The 17,366-nt window shown below is 72.5% G+C and carries 17 protein-coding genes; 7 read left to right on the plus strand and 10 right to left on the minus strand.

Annotation, left to right across the window (positions count from 1 at the left end; genetic code table 11):
- Window positions 1-128 precede the first annotated feature (128 nt).
- Both dxs and DFQ13_RS14330 read left to right on the plus strand, forming a co-directional pair.
- Window positions 129-2,048, plus strand: coding sequence for a 1-deoxy-D-xylulose-5-phosphate synthase (gene dxs, locus DFQ13_RS14325; protein ID WP_110080192.1), 1,920 nt, complete (start codon window positions 129-131; stop codon window positions 2,046-2,048).
- A gap of 80 nt (window positions 2,049-2,128) precedes the next feature.
- Complete coding sequence (locus tag DFQ13_RS14330) at window positions 2,129-2,389, plus strand: hypothetical protein (protein WP_110080193.1); 261 nt, start codon at window positions 2,129-2,131, stop codon at window positions 2,387-2,389.
- 52 nt (window positions 2,390-2,441) lie between these two features.
- Here the strand turns inward: DFQ13_RS14330 and DFQ13_RS14335 are convergent, their stop codons facing one another.
- Entirely contained in the window at window positions 2,442-3,104 is a 663-nt protein-coding gene (locus DFQ13_RS14335; RefSeq protein WP_325050933.1) for a class II aldolase/adducin family protein, read from the minus strand.
- A 44-nt stretch (window positions 3,105-3,148) separates the two neighbouring features.
- Between DFQ13_RS14335 and DFQ13_RS14340 the strand changes: the two genes are divergently transcribed.
- A complete protein-coding gene (locus DFQ13_RS14340) occupies window positions 3,149-3,829 on the plus strand; it encodes a response regulator transcription factor (protein ID WP_035283000.1) in 681 nt (226 codons plus the stop codon).
- Entirely contained in the window at window positions 3,826-4,953 is a 1,128-nt protein-coding gene (locus DFQ13_RS14345) for a sensor histidine kinase (RefSeq protein WP_110080194.1), read from the plus strand. The genes DFQ13_RS14340 and DFQ13_RS14345 overlap by 4 nt, the downstream gene beginning before the upstream one ends.
- Before the next feature lie 3 nt (window positions 4,954-4,956).
- Here DFQ13_RS14345 and DFQ13_RS14350 read toward each other — a convergent pair whose 3' ends face one another.
- Genes DFQ13_RS14350 through DFQ13_RS14360 form a run of 3 tightly spaced genes read right to left on the minus strand, consistent with a single transcriptional unit; the run spans window position 4,957 to window position 6,854 of the window.
- Window positions 4,957-5,331: an HNH endonuclease gene (locus tag DFQ13_RS14350; RefSeq protein ID WP_181399984.1), complete on the minus strand. Its 375-nt coding sequence runs from the start codon at window positions 5,329-5,331 to the stop codon at window positions 4,957-4,959.
- A complete protein-coding gene (locus DFQ13_RS14355; protein WP_110080195.1) occupies window positions 5,331-6,197 on the minus strand; it encodes a DUF72 domain-containing protein in 867 nt (288 codons plus the stop codon). Before DFQ13_RS14355 ends, DFQ13_RS14350 begins: the two co-directional genes overlap by 1 nt.
- 54 nt (window positions 6,198-6,251) lie before the next feature.
- Window positions 6,252-6,854 (minus strand): TetR/AcrR family transcriptional regulator, encoded by a 603-nt coding sequence (locus DFQ13_RS14360; RefSeq protein ID WP_035282995.1) that lies wholly within the window; start codon window positions 6,852-6,854, stop codon window positions 6,252-6,254.
- 80 nt (window positions 6,855-6,934) lie between these two features.
- Here DFQ13_RS14360 and DFQ13_RS14365 point away from each other — a divergent pair, with 80 nt between their 5' ends.
- On the plus strand, window positions 6,935-7,780 hold the full coding sequence (locus DFQ13_RS14365) for an alpha/beta fold hydrolase (RefSeq protein ID WP_110080196.1): 846 nt from the start codon (window positions 6,935-6,937) through the stop codon (window positions 7,778-7,780).
- Window positions 7,781-7,839: 59 nt separating this feature from the next.
- Here the strand turns inward: DFQ13_RS14365 and DFQ13_RS14370 are convergent, their stop codons facing one another.
- From DFQ13_RS14370 to DFQ13_RS14380, 3 genes are all read right to left on the minus strand, one after another.
- On the minus strand, window positions 7,840-9,948 hold the full coding sequence (locus DFQ13_RS14370; protein WP_110080197.1) for a 3-hydroxyacyl-CoA dehydrogenase NAD-binding domain-containing protein: 2,109 nt from the start codon (window positions 9,946-9,948) through the stop codon (window positions 7,840-7,842).
- Entirely contained in the window at window positions 9,948-11,177 is a 1,230-nt protein-coding gene (locus DFQ13_RS14375) for a thiolase family protein (RefSeq protein ID WP_110080198.1), read from the minus strand. Before DFQ13_RS14375 ends, DFQ13_RS14370 begins: the two co-directional genes overlap by 1 nt.
- 70 nt (window positions 11,178-11,247) lie before the next feature.
- Complete coding sequence (locus tag DFQ13_RS14380) at window positions 11,248-11,949, minus strand: TetR/AcrR family transcriptional regulator (RefSeq protein ID WP_035282992.1); 702 nt, start codon at window positions 11,947-11,949, stop codon at window positions 11,248-11,250.
- A 128-nt stretch (window positions 11,950-12,077) separates the two neighbouring features.
- Here DFQ13_RS14380 and DFQ13_RS14385 point away from each other — a divergent pair, with 128 nt between their 5' ends.
- The gene (locus DFQ13_RS14385) at window positions 12,078-12,551 is read left to right on the plus strand and encodes a nitroreductase family deazaflavin-dependent oxidoreductase (RefSeq protein WP_110080512.1); all 474 of its coding nucleotides are present in this window, start codon (window positions 12,078-12,080) and stop codon (window positions 12,549-12,551) included.
- Between the two features lie 16 nt (window positions 12,552-12,567).
- On the opposite strand, the gene DFQ13_RS14390 is transcribed toward DFQ13_RS14385, so the two are convergent.
- The 3 genes from DFQ13_RS14390 to DFQ13_RS14400 form a co-directional block, all read right to left on the minus strand.
- Window positions 12,568-13,743, minus strand: a complete 1,176-nt coding sequence (locus tag DFQ13_RS14390; RefSeq protein WP_110080199.1) for a cytochrome P450 family protein — start codon at window positions 13,741-13,743, stop codon at window positions 12,568-12,570.
- Window positions 13,744-13,747: 4 nt separating this feature from the next.
- Window positions 13,748-14,992, minus strand: coding sequence for an HRDC domain-containing protein (locus tag DFQ13_RS14395; RefSeq protein ID WP_233438408.1), 1,245 nt, complete (start codon window positions 14,990-14,992; stop codon window positions 13,748-13,750).
- Between the two features lie 165 nt (window positions 14,993-15,157).
- Window positions 15,158-15,874 carry a response regulator gene (locus tag DFQ13_RS14400; protein WP_035282988.1) on the minus strand — a complete coding sequence of 239 codons (717 nt, stop codon included), beginning with the start codon at window positions 15,872-15,874 and terminating at the stop codon, window positions 15,158-15,160.
- 242 nt (window positions 15,875-16,116) lie between these two features.
- Between DFQ13_RS14400 and DFQ13_RS14405 the strand changes: the two genes are divergently transcribed.
- Entirely contained in the window at window positions 16,117-17,283 is a 1,167-nt protein-coding gene (locus DFQ13_RS14405) for a dipeptidase (RefSeq protein WP_110080201.1), read from the plus strand.
- The last annotated feature ends 83 nt before the right edge of the window (window positions 17,284-17,366 follow it).

The following is a 17,366-nucleotide window of genomic DNA, read 5'->3' on the forward strand; positions in this document are numbered from 1 at the left end:
ACGAAGCTGTGTGGATCGGGGTATGTGGGCCACGCCTCGCCGAGCCCCGCCGCCGGACACTCGTATGCTGGATCGAGCCGGCGGGATGGCGGGCCTGCGAATCGACGACAGGACGAGGTGACGACAGGGTGACCCTGCTCGAGTCCGTTAGCGGACCGGCTGATCTGCGACGCATGACCCACGAGGAGTTGGACCGGCTGAGCGTGGAGATCCGCTCCTTCCTGGTCGACAAGGTGACCAGGACCGGTGGCCACCTCGGTCCCAACCTCGGTGTCGTCGAACTCACCATCGCCCTGCACCGGGTGTTCGACTCGCCCGCCGACCCGATCGTCTTCGACGTCGGCCACCAGGGCTACGTGCACAAGGTCCTCACCGGCCGCCGCGAGGCGTTCGACGACCTGCGCAAGCAGGACGGGGTGTCCGGGTACCCGTGCCGGGCCGAGAGCGACCACGACCTCGTCGAGAACAGCCACGCCTCGACCGCGCTGTCCTACGCCGACGGCCTGGCCAAGGCCTACCAACTGCGCGGTGAGCGGCGCAGCGTCGTCGCCGTCGTCGGTGACGGGGCGCTGACCGGGGGCATGTGCTGGGAGGCGTTGAACAACATCGCCGCGGGCACCGACCGGTCGGTCGTCATCGTCGTCAACGACAACGGTCGCTCCTACTCCCCGACCATCGGCGGTCTTGCCGACCACCTGGCCACGCTGCGGCTGCGCCCCGGCTACGAGCGCGCCCTGGAGGGCGGCAAGCGGGTCCTGCAGGGCACCCCCGTCGTCGGGAAGCCGCTCTACACCGCGCTGCACGCCGCCAAGCGCGGCATCAAGGACGTGCTGAGCCCGCAGGCGATGTTCGAGGACCTCGGCCTCAAGTACCTGGGCCCGGTCGACGGGCACGACTTCGAGTCGCTGGAGGGCGCGCTGCGCCGGGCCAAGGACTTCGGCGGCCCGGTGATCGTGCACGCGGTGACCCGCAAGGGCAACGGCTACCCGCTGGCCGAGAACGACGTGCTCGACCAGATGCACCAGACCGACCCGATCGACCCGGTGACCGGCAAGCCGCGCACCTCCAAGGGCACGGTGTGGACCTCGGTGTTCGCCGAGGAGCTGGCCGCGATCGGCGCCGAGCGCGAGGACGTGGTGGCGATCACCGCGGCCATGCTGCGCTCGACCGGGCTGGCGCCGTTCGCCGAGCGCTTCCCCGACCGCGTGTTCGACGTGGGCATCGCCGAGCAGCACGCGATCACCTCCGCCGCGGGCATGGCGATGGCCGGGCTGCACCCGGTGGTGGCGATCTACTCCACGTTCCTCAACCGCGCCTTCGACCAGATGCTGATGGACGTGGCCCTGCACAAGCAGCCCGTGACGGTGGTGCTGGACCGGGCGGGCATCACCGGCCCGGACGGCGCCAGCCACCACGGCATGTGGGACCTGTCGATCCTCGGTGTCATCCCGGGCATCCACATCGCCGCCCCGCGCGACGCGGCCACCCTGCGCGAGGAGCTGCGCGAGGCGGTGGCCATCGACGACGGGCCGTCGGTGCTGCGCTTCCCGAAGGCGACCGTGGGCGCGGACATCGCCTCGGTCGAGCGGATCGGCACGGTGGACGTGCTGCGCAGGCCCGCCGCGGGCGAGTCGGCGGACGTCCTGCTGGTCACCGTGGGCTCGTTCGCCGAGCTGGGGCTGGCGGCGGCGGAGCGGCTGGCCGCGCAGGGCATCGGCGTGACCGTGGCCGACCCGCGCTGGGTGGCCCCGGTGCCGACCGAGCTGGCCGCGCTGGCCGCGGAGCACCGCTTGGTGGTCACGGTGGAGGACAGCGGCCGCCACGGCGGGTTCGGCTGGGCGCTGGCCGCCCTGCTGCGCGACCACGACGTGGACGTCCCGCTGCGCGACCTGGGCATCCCCAACGAGTTCCACGCCCACGGCACCCGCGACGAGGTGCTGGTCCGCCTGGGTCTCACCGCCCAGGACGTCGCCCGCCGGGTCACCGGCTGGGCGTCGAACCTGCTGGGGCGCGACCAGGTCGAGGCGAAGGTCTCCGACACGGCGTGACCCGTGGCCGGGTGCGGTCCTCCGGGGCCGCACCCTGGTGGCCCTGTTTTGCCGGACCCGGCATAGGGCATGTTGTACCCATGAACGAGACGATCGAACATGGAATCGATCCCGCGCTGGTCGAAGCTCTCCTGGCGGCTGCGGCGCACCCCACCGAGCCCGCCGGCGCGCTGACCACGGTGCTGCACCTGGCCACCGCGGCGGGGCGCACCCCGGCGGGCCTGCGCGCGAGCGTCCAGGCGGCGCACGACACGGCGACCGGAGACCGGGCCCGCCAGGCCCTCCACGCCTCCCTCGACGGCCTGACCGGCCCGGTGCCCGCACCGCGCCCCTACCTCTGACCTCGACCCGGCGGAGGTGTCCCGGGAGGGCACCTCCGCCGCGTTCGGAGGCTCAGCGGAGGGGGCGGGTACTCCCGTAGGCCTTGGCGCTCACCTGGGCCTCGTACTCGGCGCGCTGGGCCCGGTCGAGGGTCCGCGGGGTGCCCAGCGACGACGCCCGCCAATACAGCTCGCAACCCCACTCCAGCAGCAGCGTCCGGTGCAGCGCGGCCTCCAGGTCCGGGCCGTGCGCGATCCCGCCGTGGTTGGCCATCAGCGCCGCCGTGCCGTTCTCCAGCGCGTCCAGCACCGCCTCGGCCAGCTCGGGGGTGCCGAAGGTGCGGTACGGCGCCACCGGCACGGTTCCGCCCAGCTCCACCAACTGGTAGTGCACGCACGGCAGCTCGTCGAGCACCAGGGACATCGCGGTGGCCATCGGCGCGTGCGTGTGCACCACCGCGCCCGCCCGGTAGCGGCGGTAGATCCCCAGGTGCAGGTCCAGTTCCGAGGTCGGCGCGAGCGCCCCGTCGACCGGGTGGCCGTCCGGGTCGACCACCGTGACCTCCTCGGCCCGCAGCTCGGCCAGGCGGGCCCCGGTGGGGGTGATGGCGATGAGGTCGCCCTGGCGGGCGCTGACGTTGCCCGCCGTGCCCAGCACCAGCCCCTCGGCGGCGAGCCGACGGGAGGAGGAGGCCACCTGTTCGCGCAACGCCCGCAGCACCATGGGGTCGATCATGCCCAATCGGGACGCCCCGGGGGCGGGTGTGGCACGGTTGTGGAGTGCGGATTCTGATAGTGGAGGACGAGGAGCCCCTCGCCGAGGCAGTGGCCAGGGGTCTGCGGCGCGAGGGGATGGCCGTCGACGTCGCGTTGGACGGGAACGAGGGCCACGAGAAGGCGACCGTCACCCGCTACGACGTGGTCGTGCTGGACCGGGACCTGCCCGGCATGCACGGCGACGAGCTGTGCCGGGAGATCGTCGCCTCCGGGGCGCTGACCAGGGTGCTGATGCTCACCGCCAGCGACGCGGTCGCCGACCGGGTCGAGGGCCTGTCGCTGGGCGCCGACGACTACCTGGCCAAGCCGTTCGCGTTCCCCGAGCTGGTGGCCAGGGTGCGCGCGCTGGCCCGCCGGGCGACCCCGGTCACCCCGCCGGTGCTGGTCGCGGGCGACGTGGAGCTGGACCCGGCGCGGCGCACGGTGGCGCGCGCGGGCAAGCCGGTGGAGCTGACCCGCAAGGAGTTCGGCGTGCTGGAGGTGCTGCTGGCCGCCCGCGGCTCGGTGGTGAGCAGCGAGGAACTGCTGGAGCGGGTGTGGGACGAGAACGCCGACCCGTTCACCACCACCGTCCGGGTCACGGTGATGACCCTGCGCAAGAAACTCGGCGACCCCGGCGTGATCGACACCGTGGTGGGGTCGGGCTACCGGGTGCCCGCGTCGGCGGCCGAGAGCGGGGGGTGACGGCCGCACCCCGGCGCGGTCGGGGGCTGCGCGCCCGGATCACCCTGCTCGCCACCGGCCTGGTCGCCGCGGTCAGCGCGCTGCTGCTGTGGCTGGGCTGGCTGCTCGCCGGTGGGGTCGTCGCGTCCGTGCCGTCGCTGCCGAAGGGGAGCACGGTGGTGGTCAACGGCGTCCGGGTCGACGCCGAACGGCTCGCCGAAGCCCTCGCCGACGACGCCCGCGAACGGGTGCTGCTGGCCGGGTCGGTCGCCTTCGTCTGCGTGGTGCTGGCCACCGCCATGCTGGCCTGGGTGATCACCGGGCACGTGCTGCGCCCGCTGCGCGAGGTCACCGTCACCGCCCAGCGGCTGTCGGTGGAGTCGCTGGAGGAGCGCATCGGCCACCGCGGCGCCCGCGACGAGGTCGCCGAACTGGCCGACACCTTCGACGCCATGCTCGACCGGTTGCAGGCGGCGTTCTCCGCGCAGCGGCAGTTCGTGGCCAACGCCAGCCACGAGCTGCGCACCCCGCTCGCGGTCATCCGCACCGAGCTGGACGTCACCCTGGCCGACCCGGACGCCGACACCGCGGAGCTGCGCCGCATGGCCGACGTGGTCCGCGCGGCCACCCTGCGCGCGGGTCAGCTCGTCGAGGCCCTGCTCGTGCTCGCCCGCACCGACGGCCTCGGGGTGGGCGCCACCGGCCCGGTCGACCTCGCCACCGTCGTCACCGGCGCCTGGCGCTCCACCCGCGCCGAAGCCGAGCGCCGCGGCATCACCGCCACCTTCCACCACGGCCACGCCACCGTCCTCGGCGACGCCGCCCTGCTGGAACGCGTCGCCGGGAACCTGTTGGAGAACGCCGTCCGCCACAACACCGACGGCGGCTGGATCGACGCCAGGACCACCAGCGGTCCGCAGTGGACGACGTTGTCGGTGGCTTCCTCCGGCCCGCCGATCGACCCGGACCGCGTCCCGGAGCTGTTCGAGCCCTTCCGCCGCGGCGCCGTCGACCGCATCGGCACCGGCACCGGCCTGGGCCTGTCCATCGTCCGCGCGGTCGCCAGGGCCCACGGCGGCACCGTCGCGGGCGAACCCGTCCCCGGCGGCGGCCTCCGCGTCGAGGTCACCTTCCCGTCGGTCTGAGCCTCAGCGCTTGGCCACCCGGCGCAACTGGGCGTCGAGGTAGGCGCGGGCCCGCCGCTGCCCACCGCGCTCGGCGATGGCCGACTCCAAGGCCAGCAGGACGCGGCTGACGCGCTCGGCGTCGGCGGGCCAGCCGCGGCGCAGGCACTCGGCGAGCCAGTCGGCCGGGCTGGTGTGCCCGCGCAGGCGGTTGCAGCGGCGGCAGGCGGCGACCTCGTTCTCCAGCCACGACGGGCCGCCCTTGACCCTCGGCACCAGGTGGTCGGTGGTGGCCGGGACGCGGCCGGACACGTCCAGGCCGCACCAGGCGCAGGTGGGGCCGTCCCTGGTCAGGATCAGCCGCATCCGCTCGGCGCGGCCGGGTTGCTGGGCCTGCATCAGCGGAACCGGTCGGCCAGGGCGCGCGCGTCGCCGGGGGCCTTGACCTTCGCGTCGTTGTCGAAGTAGACGTGGACGTCGCGCGGCCCGGTGGCCCCGGCCGGACCGGCGACGGTGAACTCCGACTCCACGTCGCCGCCGTCGCGCCAGGTTCGGACCTTCGCGGCCCACTCGTCGAGGGCGTCGTCGCCGTAGCCGCTGGCGTACAGCTCGGTGTCGCCGTGCAGGCGGACGTAGGCGAAGTCGGCGGTCACGTCCTCCAGGCGCGGCCAGGTGCCCGCCGTGTCGGCGGCGACCAGGGCGACGCCGTGCGCGCGCAGCAGGTCGACGAACGCGGCCGTGGCGAAGCCGGGGTGGCGGACCTCCAGCGCGTGCCGCACCGGGCGGTCGGCGTCGGTCTCCGTCCACGCGCGACCGTCCAACCGGGAGTCGTGCGCCTCGGCCAGTGCCGCCGCCTCCGCCGTGCTGCGCGGGAGCTGCCCGAGGAACGCCGTCAGCACGTCGGGTTCGAACGGCAGGTTCGCCGGGGTCTGCCACAGGATCGGCCCCAGCTTCCCGCGCAGCGCCAGCACCCCCGAGGCGAAGAAGTTCGCCAGCGGGGTGTGCGCGTCCTTGAGCCGCTTCATGTGCGTGATGAACCGGGGGCCCTTCACCGAGAACACGAAGTCCTCCGGCGTCTCGTCGCGCCAGCGGGCGTAGCTCTCCGGGCGTTGCAGCGAGTAGAACGAACCGTTGATCTCCACGGAGCCGAGCTGACCGGCGAGGTAGGCCAGTTCTTTGCGCTGCACCAGCCCCTCGGGGTAGAACACGCCGCGCCACGGCGGGTACACCCACCCCGACGTCCCGATGTGCACTCGCCCGCCCATGCCCCCATGGTGCGCCACCGCGTGCCGGACCGCTCGACGTGCGCGGGAGCGGTCTCAGGTGCCGGTGAAGATCCGGTCGAGCCGGTAGTCGACGATGCTCGTGGCCCGGTCCAGGTCGTAGGCGCCGATCAGCATCCCGCTGACGAGACCGGCGGCCATGACCGCGAGGGTGTCGGCCTCCAGTCGCGGGTCGAGGTGCGCCGGGACCGTCCCCTTCGCCTGGGCTCGTCCGATCTGCTCGGCCAGTCCCCGGACCAGGTGGGGGCCGAGTGCTTCCTCGTCGCCCGCCTGGCCGCCGCGGGTGACGTCGACGGCGAAGTAGGCGATCTGGACCGCGCACAGCACGCGGCTGCGCTCGTCGGTCGGCAGGACGCCGAACAGGTAGGCCCGCACGACAGCGCGCTCGTCCCCGGTCCGCAGCGCCCGCAGGACGCCCTCCCCGGCGCGCTCACCGCTCAGCTCGACCATCCGCTGCCAGGCGAACCGCAGCATCTCCTCCTTGGTGGGGAAGTAGTACTGCACCAGGTTCATCGAGATGCCCGCCTCGGCGGCGACCGCACGCAACGTGACCGCGGGCAGGCCCTGGGCCGCGGCGATCCGGTACAGCGCCGCCACGATCTCGTGCCTTCTCTGCCGGTGGTCGACGCGCTTGGGCACGCGGTCACTCTGCCACACCCTGGTCCGGCCGTGCACGCACTGTTATAGTGCAGTTGCACCATAAAAAATGAGGAGGGGCTGTGCTGGGGGAGTTCACCGATGAGAAGGCGCGGGAGCGCTACTTCGCCGCCTACGACACCGTGCTGCGGGAGTGGCCCGTTCCCGCCGGGGAACTGGATGTCGACACCCGCTTCGGCACCACCCGCGTCCGGCGGAGCGGCGCGGCCCCCGGCACGCCGGTCGTGCTGCTGTCCGGCATCTTCGGCACGTCGTTGTCGTGGTACCCGCACATCGCCGACCTGGCCGCGCGGCACCCGGTGTACGCCATCGACACCATCGGCGAACCGGGGCGCTCGACGCAGACGCGCCCGGTCCAGACCCCCGAGGCCTGCGCGGACTGGCTCACCGACGTCCTCGCGGGCCTCGGCCACGAGGAGGTGCACCTGGCGGGCGTTTCCCGAGGCGGCTGGTTCGCGCTGAACCTGGCCGCCCGCTCGTCGGACGGGCTCGCCGGTGTCACCGCGTTCGAGCCCGCGGGGTTCTCCGTGCTCGGCAAGCGGTTCATGCTCTGGGGCCTCGCCGAACTGCTCCGGTCGCTCGCCCCGCAGGCGGTCCTGCGCCTGACCACCCCCGGCGACCCGGCGGTGCGGCGGACCCTGCGCCCGCTGCTGTCCCGCGGTCTCAAGTACCGGATGCACCTGCCGCCGCAGCACGTGTTCACCGACGACGAGCTGCGCTCGATCGCCGTGCCCACCCGGGTCGTCCTCGGCGAGCGCAGCGTCGTCCACCGCTCCCGGGAGGTGCTCGCCCGCCTGGGGGCGGTCAACCCCCGCATCCGCGTGGAGATCGTGCCCGGCACGACCCACTCCCTGTCCCTGGAGGAGCCCGGGCTCGTCACCGCCCGCATCCTGGAAGACGTGGGATGACCTGGTTGAAAGACTGGGCCCCCGGCCGGAAGCCGGGGGCCCAGTGCTGTCCTACCGCGTCACGCCACCGGCACCGAGGCGACGCCCGGGGCCAGGAACGGCTTGCCGTTGACCTTCTCCGAGATGCCCTCGCGGTCCAGGTACGGGGTGATGCCGCCCAGCCAGAACGGCCAGCCGCCGCCGAGGATCATGCACAGGTCGATGTCCTGTGCCTCGGCGACCACACCCTCGTCGAGCATGATCCGGATTTCCTCGGCCACGCCCTCCAGCACGCGGCGGCGCACCTCCTCCGAGGTCAGCTCCACCGAGCCGAACTCCCAGAGCGCCTGCACCTCGGGGTCGACCGACTGGTTGCCCGCGGCGTCCCAGACGTAGACCGAGGACTTGCCCGCGTCCACGAACTTCTTCATGTTCGGGCTGGCGCCGAAGCGGTCCGGGAACGCGCCGTGCATGGTCTCCGCGACGTGCAGGGCCACCGGGGCGCCCACGAGCTGCAGCAGCACCAGCGGGCTCATCGGCAGGCCCAGCGGCTCGGTCGCCTTGTCGGCCACCTCGAACGGGGTGCCCTCGTCGATCGCCTTGACGACCTCGCCCATGAAGCGGGTGAGCAGCCGGTTGACCACGAACGCCGGGGCGTCCTTGACCAGGACCGACGACTTCTTCAGCGACTTGCCGGTCGCGAACGCCGTCGCCAGGGTGGCGTCGTCGGTCTTCTCGGCGCGGACGATCTCCAGCAGCGGCATGACCGCGACCGGGTTGAAGAAGTGGAAGCCGACCACGCGCTCGGGGTGCTTGAGGCCCGCGGCCATGTCCGTGATCGACAGCGACGAGGTGTTGGTGGCCAGCACGCACTCGGCCGAGACGTGCTCCTCGACCTCGGCGAACACCTTCTGCTTGACGCCCAGCTCCTCGAACACCGCCTCGATGACGAAGTCGGCGTCGGCGAAGGCGGCCTTGTCCAGCGAGCCGGTCACCAGCGCCTTGAGGCGGTTGGCGGCGTCCGGGCTCAGGCGGCCCTTGCCCTGGAGCTTGTCGATTTCGGTGTGCACGTAGGACACGCCCTTGTCGACCCTGGCCTGGTCGATGTCGGTCAGCACGACCGGCACCTTGAGCTGGCGGGCGAACAGCAGCGCCATCTGCGAGGCCATCAGGCCCGCGCCGACGATGCCGACCTTGCCCACCTTGCGCGCCAGCGACTTGTCCGGGGCGCCCGCGGGCTTGCGCGCGCGCTTCTGGACCAGGTTGAACGAGTACAGCCCGGCCCGCAGCGGGTCGGTCATGAGCACGTCCGCCAGCGCCTGCGTCTCGGCCGCGTAACCCGCGTCCAGGTCGTTGTTGCGGGCGATCTCCAGCAGCTCCAAGGCCTTCTGCGCGCCCGGGGACGCACCCTTGGTCTTGCCGTGCACGATGGCCTTGGCGCGCTCGACGGCCGCGTCCCACCCCGCGCCGCGGTCGATCTCGCGGCGGGCCGGGATGATCTTGCCGTTGACCACGTCGGCGGCCCAGAGCAGCGACTGCTCCAGGTAGTCCGCCGAGCCCAGCAGCGCGTCGGTGATGCCCAGCTCCGCGGCCTGCTTCGGCTTGAGCATCCGGTTCTGCGACAGCGCGTTCTCGAAGATCACCGTCACGGCCGCGTCCGGGCCGATCAGGTTCGGCAGGAGCTGCGTGCCGCCCCAGCCAGGGAACAGGCCGAGGAAGACCTCGGGCAGCGCGATGGCCGCGGTGTTCTCCGACAGGGTGCGGTAGTGGCAGGACAGCGCCAGCTCCAGGCCGCCGCCCATGACCGCGCCGTTGACGAACGCGAAGGTCGGGATCTTCGACTCGGTGAACCGGCGGAACACGTCGTGGCCGGTCTGGGCGATGTCGAGGGCCAGCGAGCGGTCCGCGATCTGCTCCACGCCGGACAGGTCGGCGCCGACGGCGAAGATGAACGGCTTGCCGGTGACCGCGATCGCCGCCGGGTCGGCCGCCACCGCCGCGTCGAACGCGGCGTTGAGGCTCACCAGGCTCTGCGGCCCGAAGGTCGAGGGTCGGGTGTGGTCGAAGCCGTTGTCGATGGTGATCAGCGCGACGGGCTTGTCCAGGCCCGGCACCTTGACCACGCGGGTGACGGCCTTGGTCACGACCTCGTCGGGGAAGGCCTTCTCGGCCTGCTCCTGCGTCAGCATCAGTTGTCGCCCCCGGTGTAGTGCGGGTTCTCCCAGATCACGGTGCCGCCCATGCCGATGCCGATGCACATCGAGGTCAGGCCGTAGCGGACCTCGGGGTGCTCGGCGAACTGGCGGGAGAGCTGCGTCATCAGCCGCACGCCGGAGGAGGCCAGCGGGTGGCCGCAGGCGATGGCGCCGCCCCACAGGTTCACCCTGGGGTCGTCGTCATCGATGCCGAAGTGGTCGAGGAACGCCAGCACCTGCACGGCGAACGCCTCGTTCAGCTCGAACAGGCCGATGTCCTCGATGGACAAGCCCGCCCGCTTGAGCGCCTTCTCCGTCGCCGGGACCGGGCCGATGCCCATGACCTCGGGCTCGACGCCGACGAAGGAGTAGCCCACCAGGCGCATGCCGATCGGCAGGCCCAGCTCCTTGGCGGTCTCCTCCTCGGCCAGGATGCAGCCGGTGGCGCCGTCGTTGAGGCCCGCCGCGTTGCCCGCGGTGACCCGGCCGTGCGGGCGGAACGGGGTCTTGAGGGCGGCGAGCTGCTCGACCGTGGTGCCCGGCCGCGGCGGCTCGTCCTCGGTGGCCAGGCCCCAGCCCAGCTCGGCCGAGCGGGTGGAGACGGGGACCAGCTCGGGGCCGATCTTGCCCGCCTTCACCGCGTCGGCGTACTTCTCCTGGCTGCGCGCGGCGTAGGCGTCGCAGCGCTCCTTGGTCAGCCGCGGGAAGCGGTCGTGCACGTTCTCCGCGGTCTGGCCCATGACCAGGGCGGTCGGGTCGACGAGCTTGTCGGCCACGATCCGCGGGTTCGGGTCGACGCCCTCACCCATCGGGTGGCGGCCCATGTGCTCGACGCCGCCCGCGATGGCGATGTCGTAGGCGCCGAAGGCGATGCCGCCCGCGAGGGTGGTCACCGAGGTCATCGCGCCCGCGCACATCCGGTCGATGGCGTAGCCGGGAACGGTCTTGGGCAGGCCGGACAGCAGCGCGGCGGTGCGGCCGATGGTCAGGCCCTGGTCGCCGATCTGCGTGGTCGCGGCGACGGCGACCTCGTCCACCCGCTCCGGGGGCAGCTCGGGGTGCCTGCGCAGCAGTTCACGGATGACCTTGACGACGAGGTCGTCGGCACGGGTCTCCGCGTAGATGCCCTTCGGGCCTGCCTTGCCGAACGGTGTGCGGACACCGTCGACGAAGACCACGTTCCGAACGGCGCGCGCGGCTGCGTCAGCAGCGGGTGCGGCCACGAGGGTGCTCCTTAGTCGGGATTGGCTACCGGTTGGTAACACCACTCTAGCCCTTGTTACCCACTGGTAACTACGGCTGCGGCCCTATGGCGTGGGCCACATTCGGCGACCGGAGCCCCAGGAACGCCGCCATCTCGCGCACGGTGTGGTCGAAGAACGCGTCGGCCGGGTCGGCGCTGCCCACCAGTTGGCCGAACAGCTCGAAGCCGATCATCCCGAACAACTGGGTCCAGGTGATCATCACCCGCGCCATCGCCCCCGGGGTCAGCGTCGAGCCCGCCAGTCCGAGCACGTGCTCCACCTGCGCGCGCAGCTCCGCGGGCAGGTCGCCGTCCGGCAGGTCCGCCGCCTCGGCGACGCGCACCAGGGCCAGCGGGATGCGCGCGGCGGGCGCCACGGTGTCGTGCGGGGCGCGGTAGCCGGGCACGGGGGAGCCGAAGATCAGCGCGTACTCGTGCCGGTTGGCCAGCGCCCAGCCGCGCACGGCGGTGCACACCGCGTGCCACCACAGCGCCGGTTCCGCCACGGGCTCCACCGCCTCCACGGCCTCGCCCAGCGCGTCGTAGGCGTCGATGATCAGCGCCGTCAGCAGCTCGTCGCGGCTGGGGAAGTAGCGGTAGATGGCCGAGGAGGCCATGCCGAGCGCCCTGGCCACCGCGCGCAGGGAGAGCTGGTGCGCGCCGTCGACCGCGAGCTGGCGCCGGGCCTCGTCTTTGATCGCACCCGTCAGCTCGGCCCTGGCTCGTTCCCGCGCGGTCTGTCCGGCAGTCATGCGGTCGAGTGTGACATGTGAGAGCAGTGCTCGCAGATGAGAGCACTGCTCTTGACTTCGGGTCGGCCGGGCGGTTCACTGGGAGCACACCGAGAGCAGTGCTCTCGCTCTGGACCGAGGAGACGACCATGACCACGGCGAACGAGAACGCCCAGGCCCGCTACCTGCGCCCCGGCCGGATCGCCCGGGCCCTGCACTTCGACGACGTCGTCGCCTTCCTGGTCAAGCGCGGCGTCAACGTCTGGGGCTCCCGGGTCCTGTCGGTCCGCGGCCGCACGAGCGGCGAGATGCGCTCCACCCCGGTCAACCTGCTCCAGTTCGAGGGCGCCTGCTACCTCATCGCCCCCCGGGGCCACACCCAGTGGGTCCGCAACCTCCGCGCCGCGGGCGAGGGCGAACTGCGCGTCGGCAAGACCGTCCAGAGGTTCACCGCCGTCGAACTCGACGACGCCGTGAAGCCGCCGCTGCTGCGCGCCTACCTCAAGCGCTGGGCCTTCGAGACCGGCGCCTTCTTCGACGGCCTCACCCACAGGTCCACCGAGGACGAACTGCTCGCCGCGGGCCCCAAGCACCCGGCGTTCCGCATCACCACCGTGTCCTGAGGGTCCACACCGGACCTCAGTCCACGACGACCGGCAGGCTCCGCAGGCCGCGGATGCGGAAACCCTCGACCCACTCGGCGGTGAAGTCCGGGTCTGCCAGGCGCAGGCGCGGGAAGCGGGTCAGCAGCGCGGTGAACGCGATCTGACCCTCCACCCTGGCCAGCGGCGCCCCGAGGCAGTGGTGGATGCCGTGGCCGAACGCCAGGTGCCCCGCCGTGGGGCGGGTCAGGTCCAGGGTGTCCGGGTCGGGGAAGCGGGCCGGGTCGCGGTTGGCGGCGGTGAGGGCGACGTGGACGAACTCGCCCTCGGCCACCCCGACCCCGGCGATCTCCAGCGCCTCGCCCGCGTAGCGCAGGGTGGCGAAGCCGACCGGGCCGTCGTGGCGGAGGAATTCCTCGACCGCGGCGGGCACCAGCGCCGGGTCGGCGCACAGGGCGGCGAGCCGGTCGGGGGCGCGCAGCAGCGCGTGGACGCCGTTGCCGATGAGGTTCACCGTGGTCTCGTGGCCCGCGAACAGCAGCAGGAACGCCATCCTGGTCAGCTCGAGGCCGTCCAGGCCGTCCTCGTCGTCGCGGGCGCGGACCAGGGCGGAGAGGATGTCCTCGGCAGGCGCGGCCTGCTTGGCGGCGACCAATGCGGACAGGAAGGCCATCAGCGGCGCCACGGTCTCCGGGGTCGGGCCCTGGGCCGTGGCGTCGGTCAGCCTGCGGAACTCGGTGCGGTCGGCCTCGGCCACCCCGAGCAGTTCGCCGATCACGGTGATGGGCAGCGGCAGCGCGAACGCGGGCAGCAGGTCCACTTCGCCGGACATCCGGTCGAGCAGGCCCTCGGTGATCTCGCTGATCCTGGGCCGCAGCGCCTCGACCGCGCCCGGGGTGAACGCCTTGGTGACCAGTCTGCGCAGCCGGGTGTGGTCCGGCGGGTCGGCGTCGAGCATGTGCGTGTTGCGCGGGGGACCGGGCGGCATCGGCGACCCGCCCGGCCCCGACGCCATCCACCGGGCGTTCGCCCCGGACTTGCGCAGCCGCGGGTCGGCCAGGGCCGCGCGGGCCTCGGCGTACCCGGTCACCACCCAGCCGACCCGGCCGTCCGGGAAGCGGACCCGGTGGATCGGGCCACCCCCGGACCACCGGCGGTAGAACCGGTGCGGGTCGGCGAAGAACTCGGGGCTCAGCTCGGCTGCGGGCTCCACGCCCTCAGCCTGCCGTGGCCCGCAGTGCCGTCGCCACCGCCTCGGCCACCAGGTTCGTCTGCCAGGTGCGGGCGCCGCCCGCGTGCAGGGTCTCGGTGACCGCCTCGACGTCGAGGTCGGCGGGCGGGGTCCAGCAGGTGCGGCGCAGCAGGTCGGGTTGCAGCAGGTTCTCCACCGGCAGCCGGTTCTCCTCGGCGATCTTGCCCAGGGCCGTGCGGGCCGCGGACAGCCGGGCGGCGGCCTCCGGGTCCTTGTCCGCCCACCGGTTGGCGGGTGGCGGGCCGTCGGTCGCGGGCGCCGGGTCGGGCAGCTCGGACTTGGGCAGCTCGGCGGCGGTGCGCAGCGCGCGCATCCAGGTGCCCACCTGCCGCCGCTGCGCCCGGCCCTTGAAGACCGGTAGCTGCAACAGCGCCGACTCGTCGGCGGGGTTCACCGACGCGGCCTGGATGATCGCGCTGTCCGGCAGCACCCGGCCCGGGGCGATGTCGCGTTCGCGGGCGAGGGTGTCGCGGGCCTCCCACAGCGCCCGGATGCCCGCCAGCCCGCGCTGGGTGCGCACGCTGTGGATGCCCGACGTGCGCCGCCACGGCTCCTTGCGCGGCGGGGCGGGCGGGGCGGTGCGCAGCGCCTCGAACTCCTCCAGCGCCCACTCCAGCTTGCCCTGCTCGCGCAGCTCGGCCTCCAGCGCGTCGCGTAGCTGCACCAGCAGCTCGACGTCCAGGGCGGCGTAGTTGAGCCAGTCGACCGGCAGCGGTCTGCGCGACCAGTCGGCCGCGCCGTGGCCCTTCTCCAGGTGGTAGCCCAGCAGCAGCTCGACCAGGGTGCCCAGGGCGACCCGCTCGAAGCCCGCGAGCCTGCCCGCCAGCTCGGTGTCGAACAGCTTGGCCGGGTGCAGGCCCAGGTCGGCCAGGCAGGGCAGGTCCTGGGAGGCCGCGTGCAGCACCCACTCGCCGGTGCCCAGCGCCTCGACCAGCGGTTCGACCCGGTCGTCCACGGCGACGGGGTCGATCAGGAAGGTGCCAGCGCCCTCGCGGCGGACCTGCACGAGGTAGGCGCGTTGCGAGTAGCGGTAGCCGGAGGCGCGCTCGGTGTCCACGGCGATGGGGCCGGTCCCGGCGGCGATGCGACGGGCGGCACGCTCGAGGGTGTCGAGGTCGGCAACCACGTCGGGGGTGCCCTCCGCAGGCTCGGTGAGCAGCACCGGAGCAGGCGGTTCGGACCCGGACGGTCCTGAGGCGGGGGTAGTCACGGCCGATCACCCTACGGCACGGCGACCGGTCACCGCGGGCAGATCAACAGCCGTGTCCGGTTGTGATTCGGCGTCGGTTCGGCGACGGAGCGGTACGCGGGCTGCCAGATCAGCAGCAGTCGTGTGGCTGGGCCATGCCCAGCCCAGCCACACGACTGCTGTTGTCTAGCGGATGACGCCTGCCCGCATCGCGAGCGCGACCATCTGTGCCCGGTCGCCGGTGCCCAACTTGCGGCCGATCCGCGACAGGTGAGACTTCACCGTGAGCGCCGAGAGGTTCAGCGCCTCGCCGATCTCCTTGTTGGACTGACCGTCCGCGACCAACTGGAGCACCTCGACCTCGCGTGCCGACAGCTCACGCGGAGTGTTGTCGGTGCCAGGGACCCTGGTTCCCGTGGCGAGGACCGGCGCGACGCTCGGGTCGGCGTAGACGCCGCCCTCGAGCACCCGGCGGACCCCGTCGGTCACCACGACCGGTGAGGCGGACTTCAGCAGGTAGGCCTGAGCGCCTGCCTGGAAGGCCGACCGCACCGCGTACGGGTCGTCGGACGAAGCCAGCACGACGATCCGCGGCCAACCGTGGCTGCGGAGCTCCGTGACCAGCTCGATCCCGCTGCCGTCCGGCAGTCCGAGGTCCAGGATCGCGAGGTCGCACGGGCCGGTGGCCTGTGCGCGCGCCCTTGCCTCGGCCACCGTGGCGGCCTCGTGCACTGTGCCCGCGCCCATCTGCGTGAGCCGAGCAGCTATCGCCTCCCTCAACAGTGGGTGGTCGTCGACCACCAGCACTGAGAACAGCTCCTCCCGCGGGTGCGGGACCATGTTCGCCGGCAAAGAGCCGGCAGGCGTGGTTCGAACGGCCTGACCTAAGCCGACGGCAGCCACGTCACTACCTCCCTGGAGTCGGTCGTTGCCCCCCGACCGGCACTGGGACTTTCGACCAAACAGCCGCGCCGCCGTTGGACCGAAAGTGGTGTCGACGAAGGCAGCCTAGCCGCCCAAGCGGGTTAGCGGGACGATCAATCGGGTAAGTATCCGAATGGGTTGTGACTGAGGGCCGGTTCGGTCACACGATCGGGTGAGTCTCTGATCGGTGACGTAACGGATTCGACTCAGCACTCGATGAAATGGGGTCACCGGTAGTGCACAACTCCGCCGACGCCCGCGTTCGCGCGCTCCTCGCCCGCTCCCCGCTGATCGACGGCCACAACGACCTCCCGTGGGCGCTGCGCGAGCGGACGGGCCCCGATCCCCGGGCGGCCGTCACCGGCACCGACCTCACCGTCGAACAGCCTGACCTGCACACGGACCTGATCAAGCTGCGCCGAGGCCAGGTGGGTGGCCAGTTCTGGTCGGTCTACGTGCCCGCCCAGTTCGAAGGTCACGCCGCGGTCACCGCCGTGCTGGAACAGATAGAGATCGTGCACGCGCTGATCGACCGCCACCCCGACCACTTGGCCCTGGCCACCACCGCTGACCAGGCGGAATCCGTGTTCGCCTCAGGTCGGACCGCCTCGCTCCTCGGTGCCGAGGGCGGGCACTGCATCGCCGAGTCCATCGGTGCCCTGCGCGCACTGCACCGCCTCGGTGTGCGATACATGACGTTGACACACAACGACAGCACCGCCTGGGCCGATTCGGCCACCGACGAGCCGCGGGCGGGCGGCCTCTCCGACTTCGGGGAGGAGGTCGTCGCCGAGATGAACCGCCTGGGGATGCTCGTCGACCTCTCGCACGTCGCCGACACCACCATGAACGCCGCCCTGGACGTCTCCGCGGCGCCGGTCGTGTTCAGCCACTCGTCCTGCCGGGCGGTCACCGACCACCCCCGCAACGTGCCCGATGACGTGCTGGAACGCCTCCCCGGCAACGGGGGTGTGGTCATGGTCACCTTCGTGCCGAGGTTCGTCTCCACCGCCATCGCCGACTGGGACACCGAACTGGCCGAGGCGATGGCCGCGGCCGGGGAGAAGCACGCCGACCTGGCGGCGCGCGAGCGGTTCCTGGCCTCCTGGAGCGGTCGGGACAGGCAGCCGGAAGCCACCTCGGCGGACGTCGTGGCGCACCTGGAGCACGCCCGCGAAGTCGTCGGCATCGACCACGTGGGCATCGGCGGGGACTACGACGGCTGCGCCCGGCTGCCCCGGGGACTGGCCGACGTGGGCACCTACCCCGCCCTGTTCGGCCTCCTGCTGGACCGCGGGTGGAGCGAAGCGGACTGCGAAAAAGTTGCAGGGCGTAACGTCCTACGTGTGCTCCGCTCGGCCGAAGAGGTGGCCCGCCCACACTCTTAACTGGCAAAAGTTAATAACCCGGAGTCATCACCAATGCACAGAGAGCCCCCTGTCCCGCGTGGGCCGTTCGGCCCAGCGGGCCG

The sequence above is a fragment of the Actinokineospora spheciospongiae genome (genome assembly GCF_003182415.1).
GTDB lineage: Bacteria > Actinomycetota > Actinomycetes > Mycobacteriales > Pseudonocardiaceae > Actinokineospora > Actinokineospora spheciospongiae.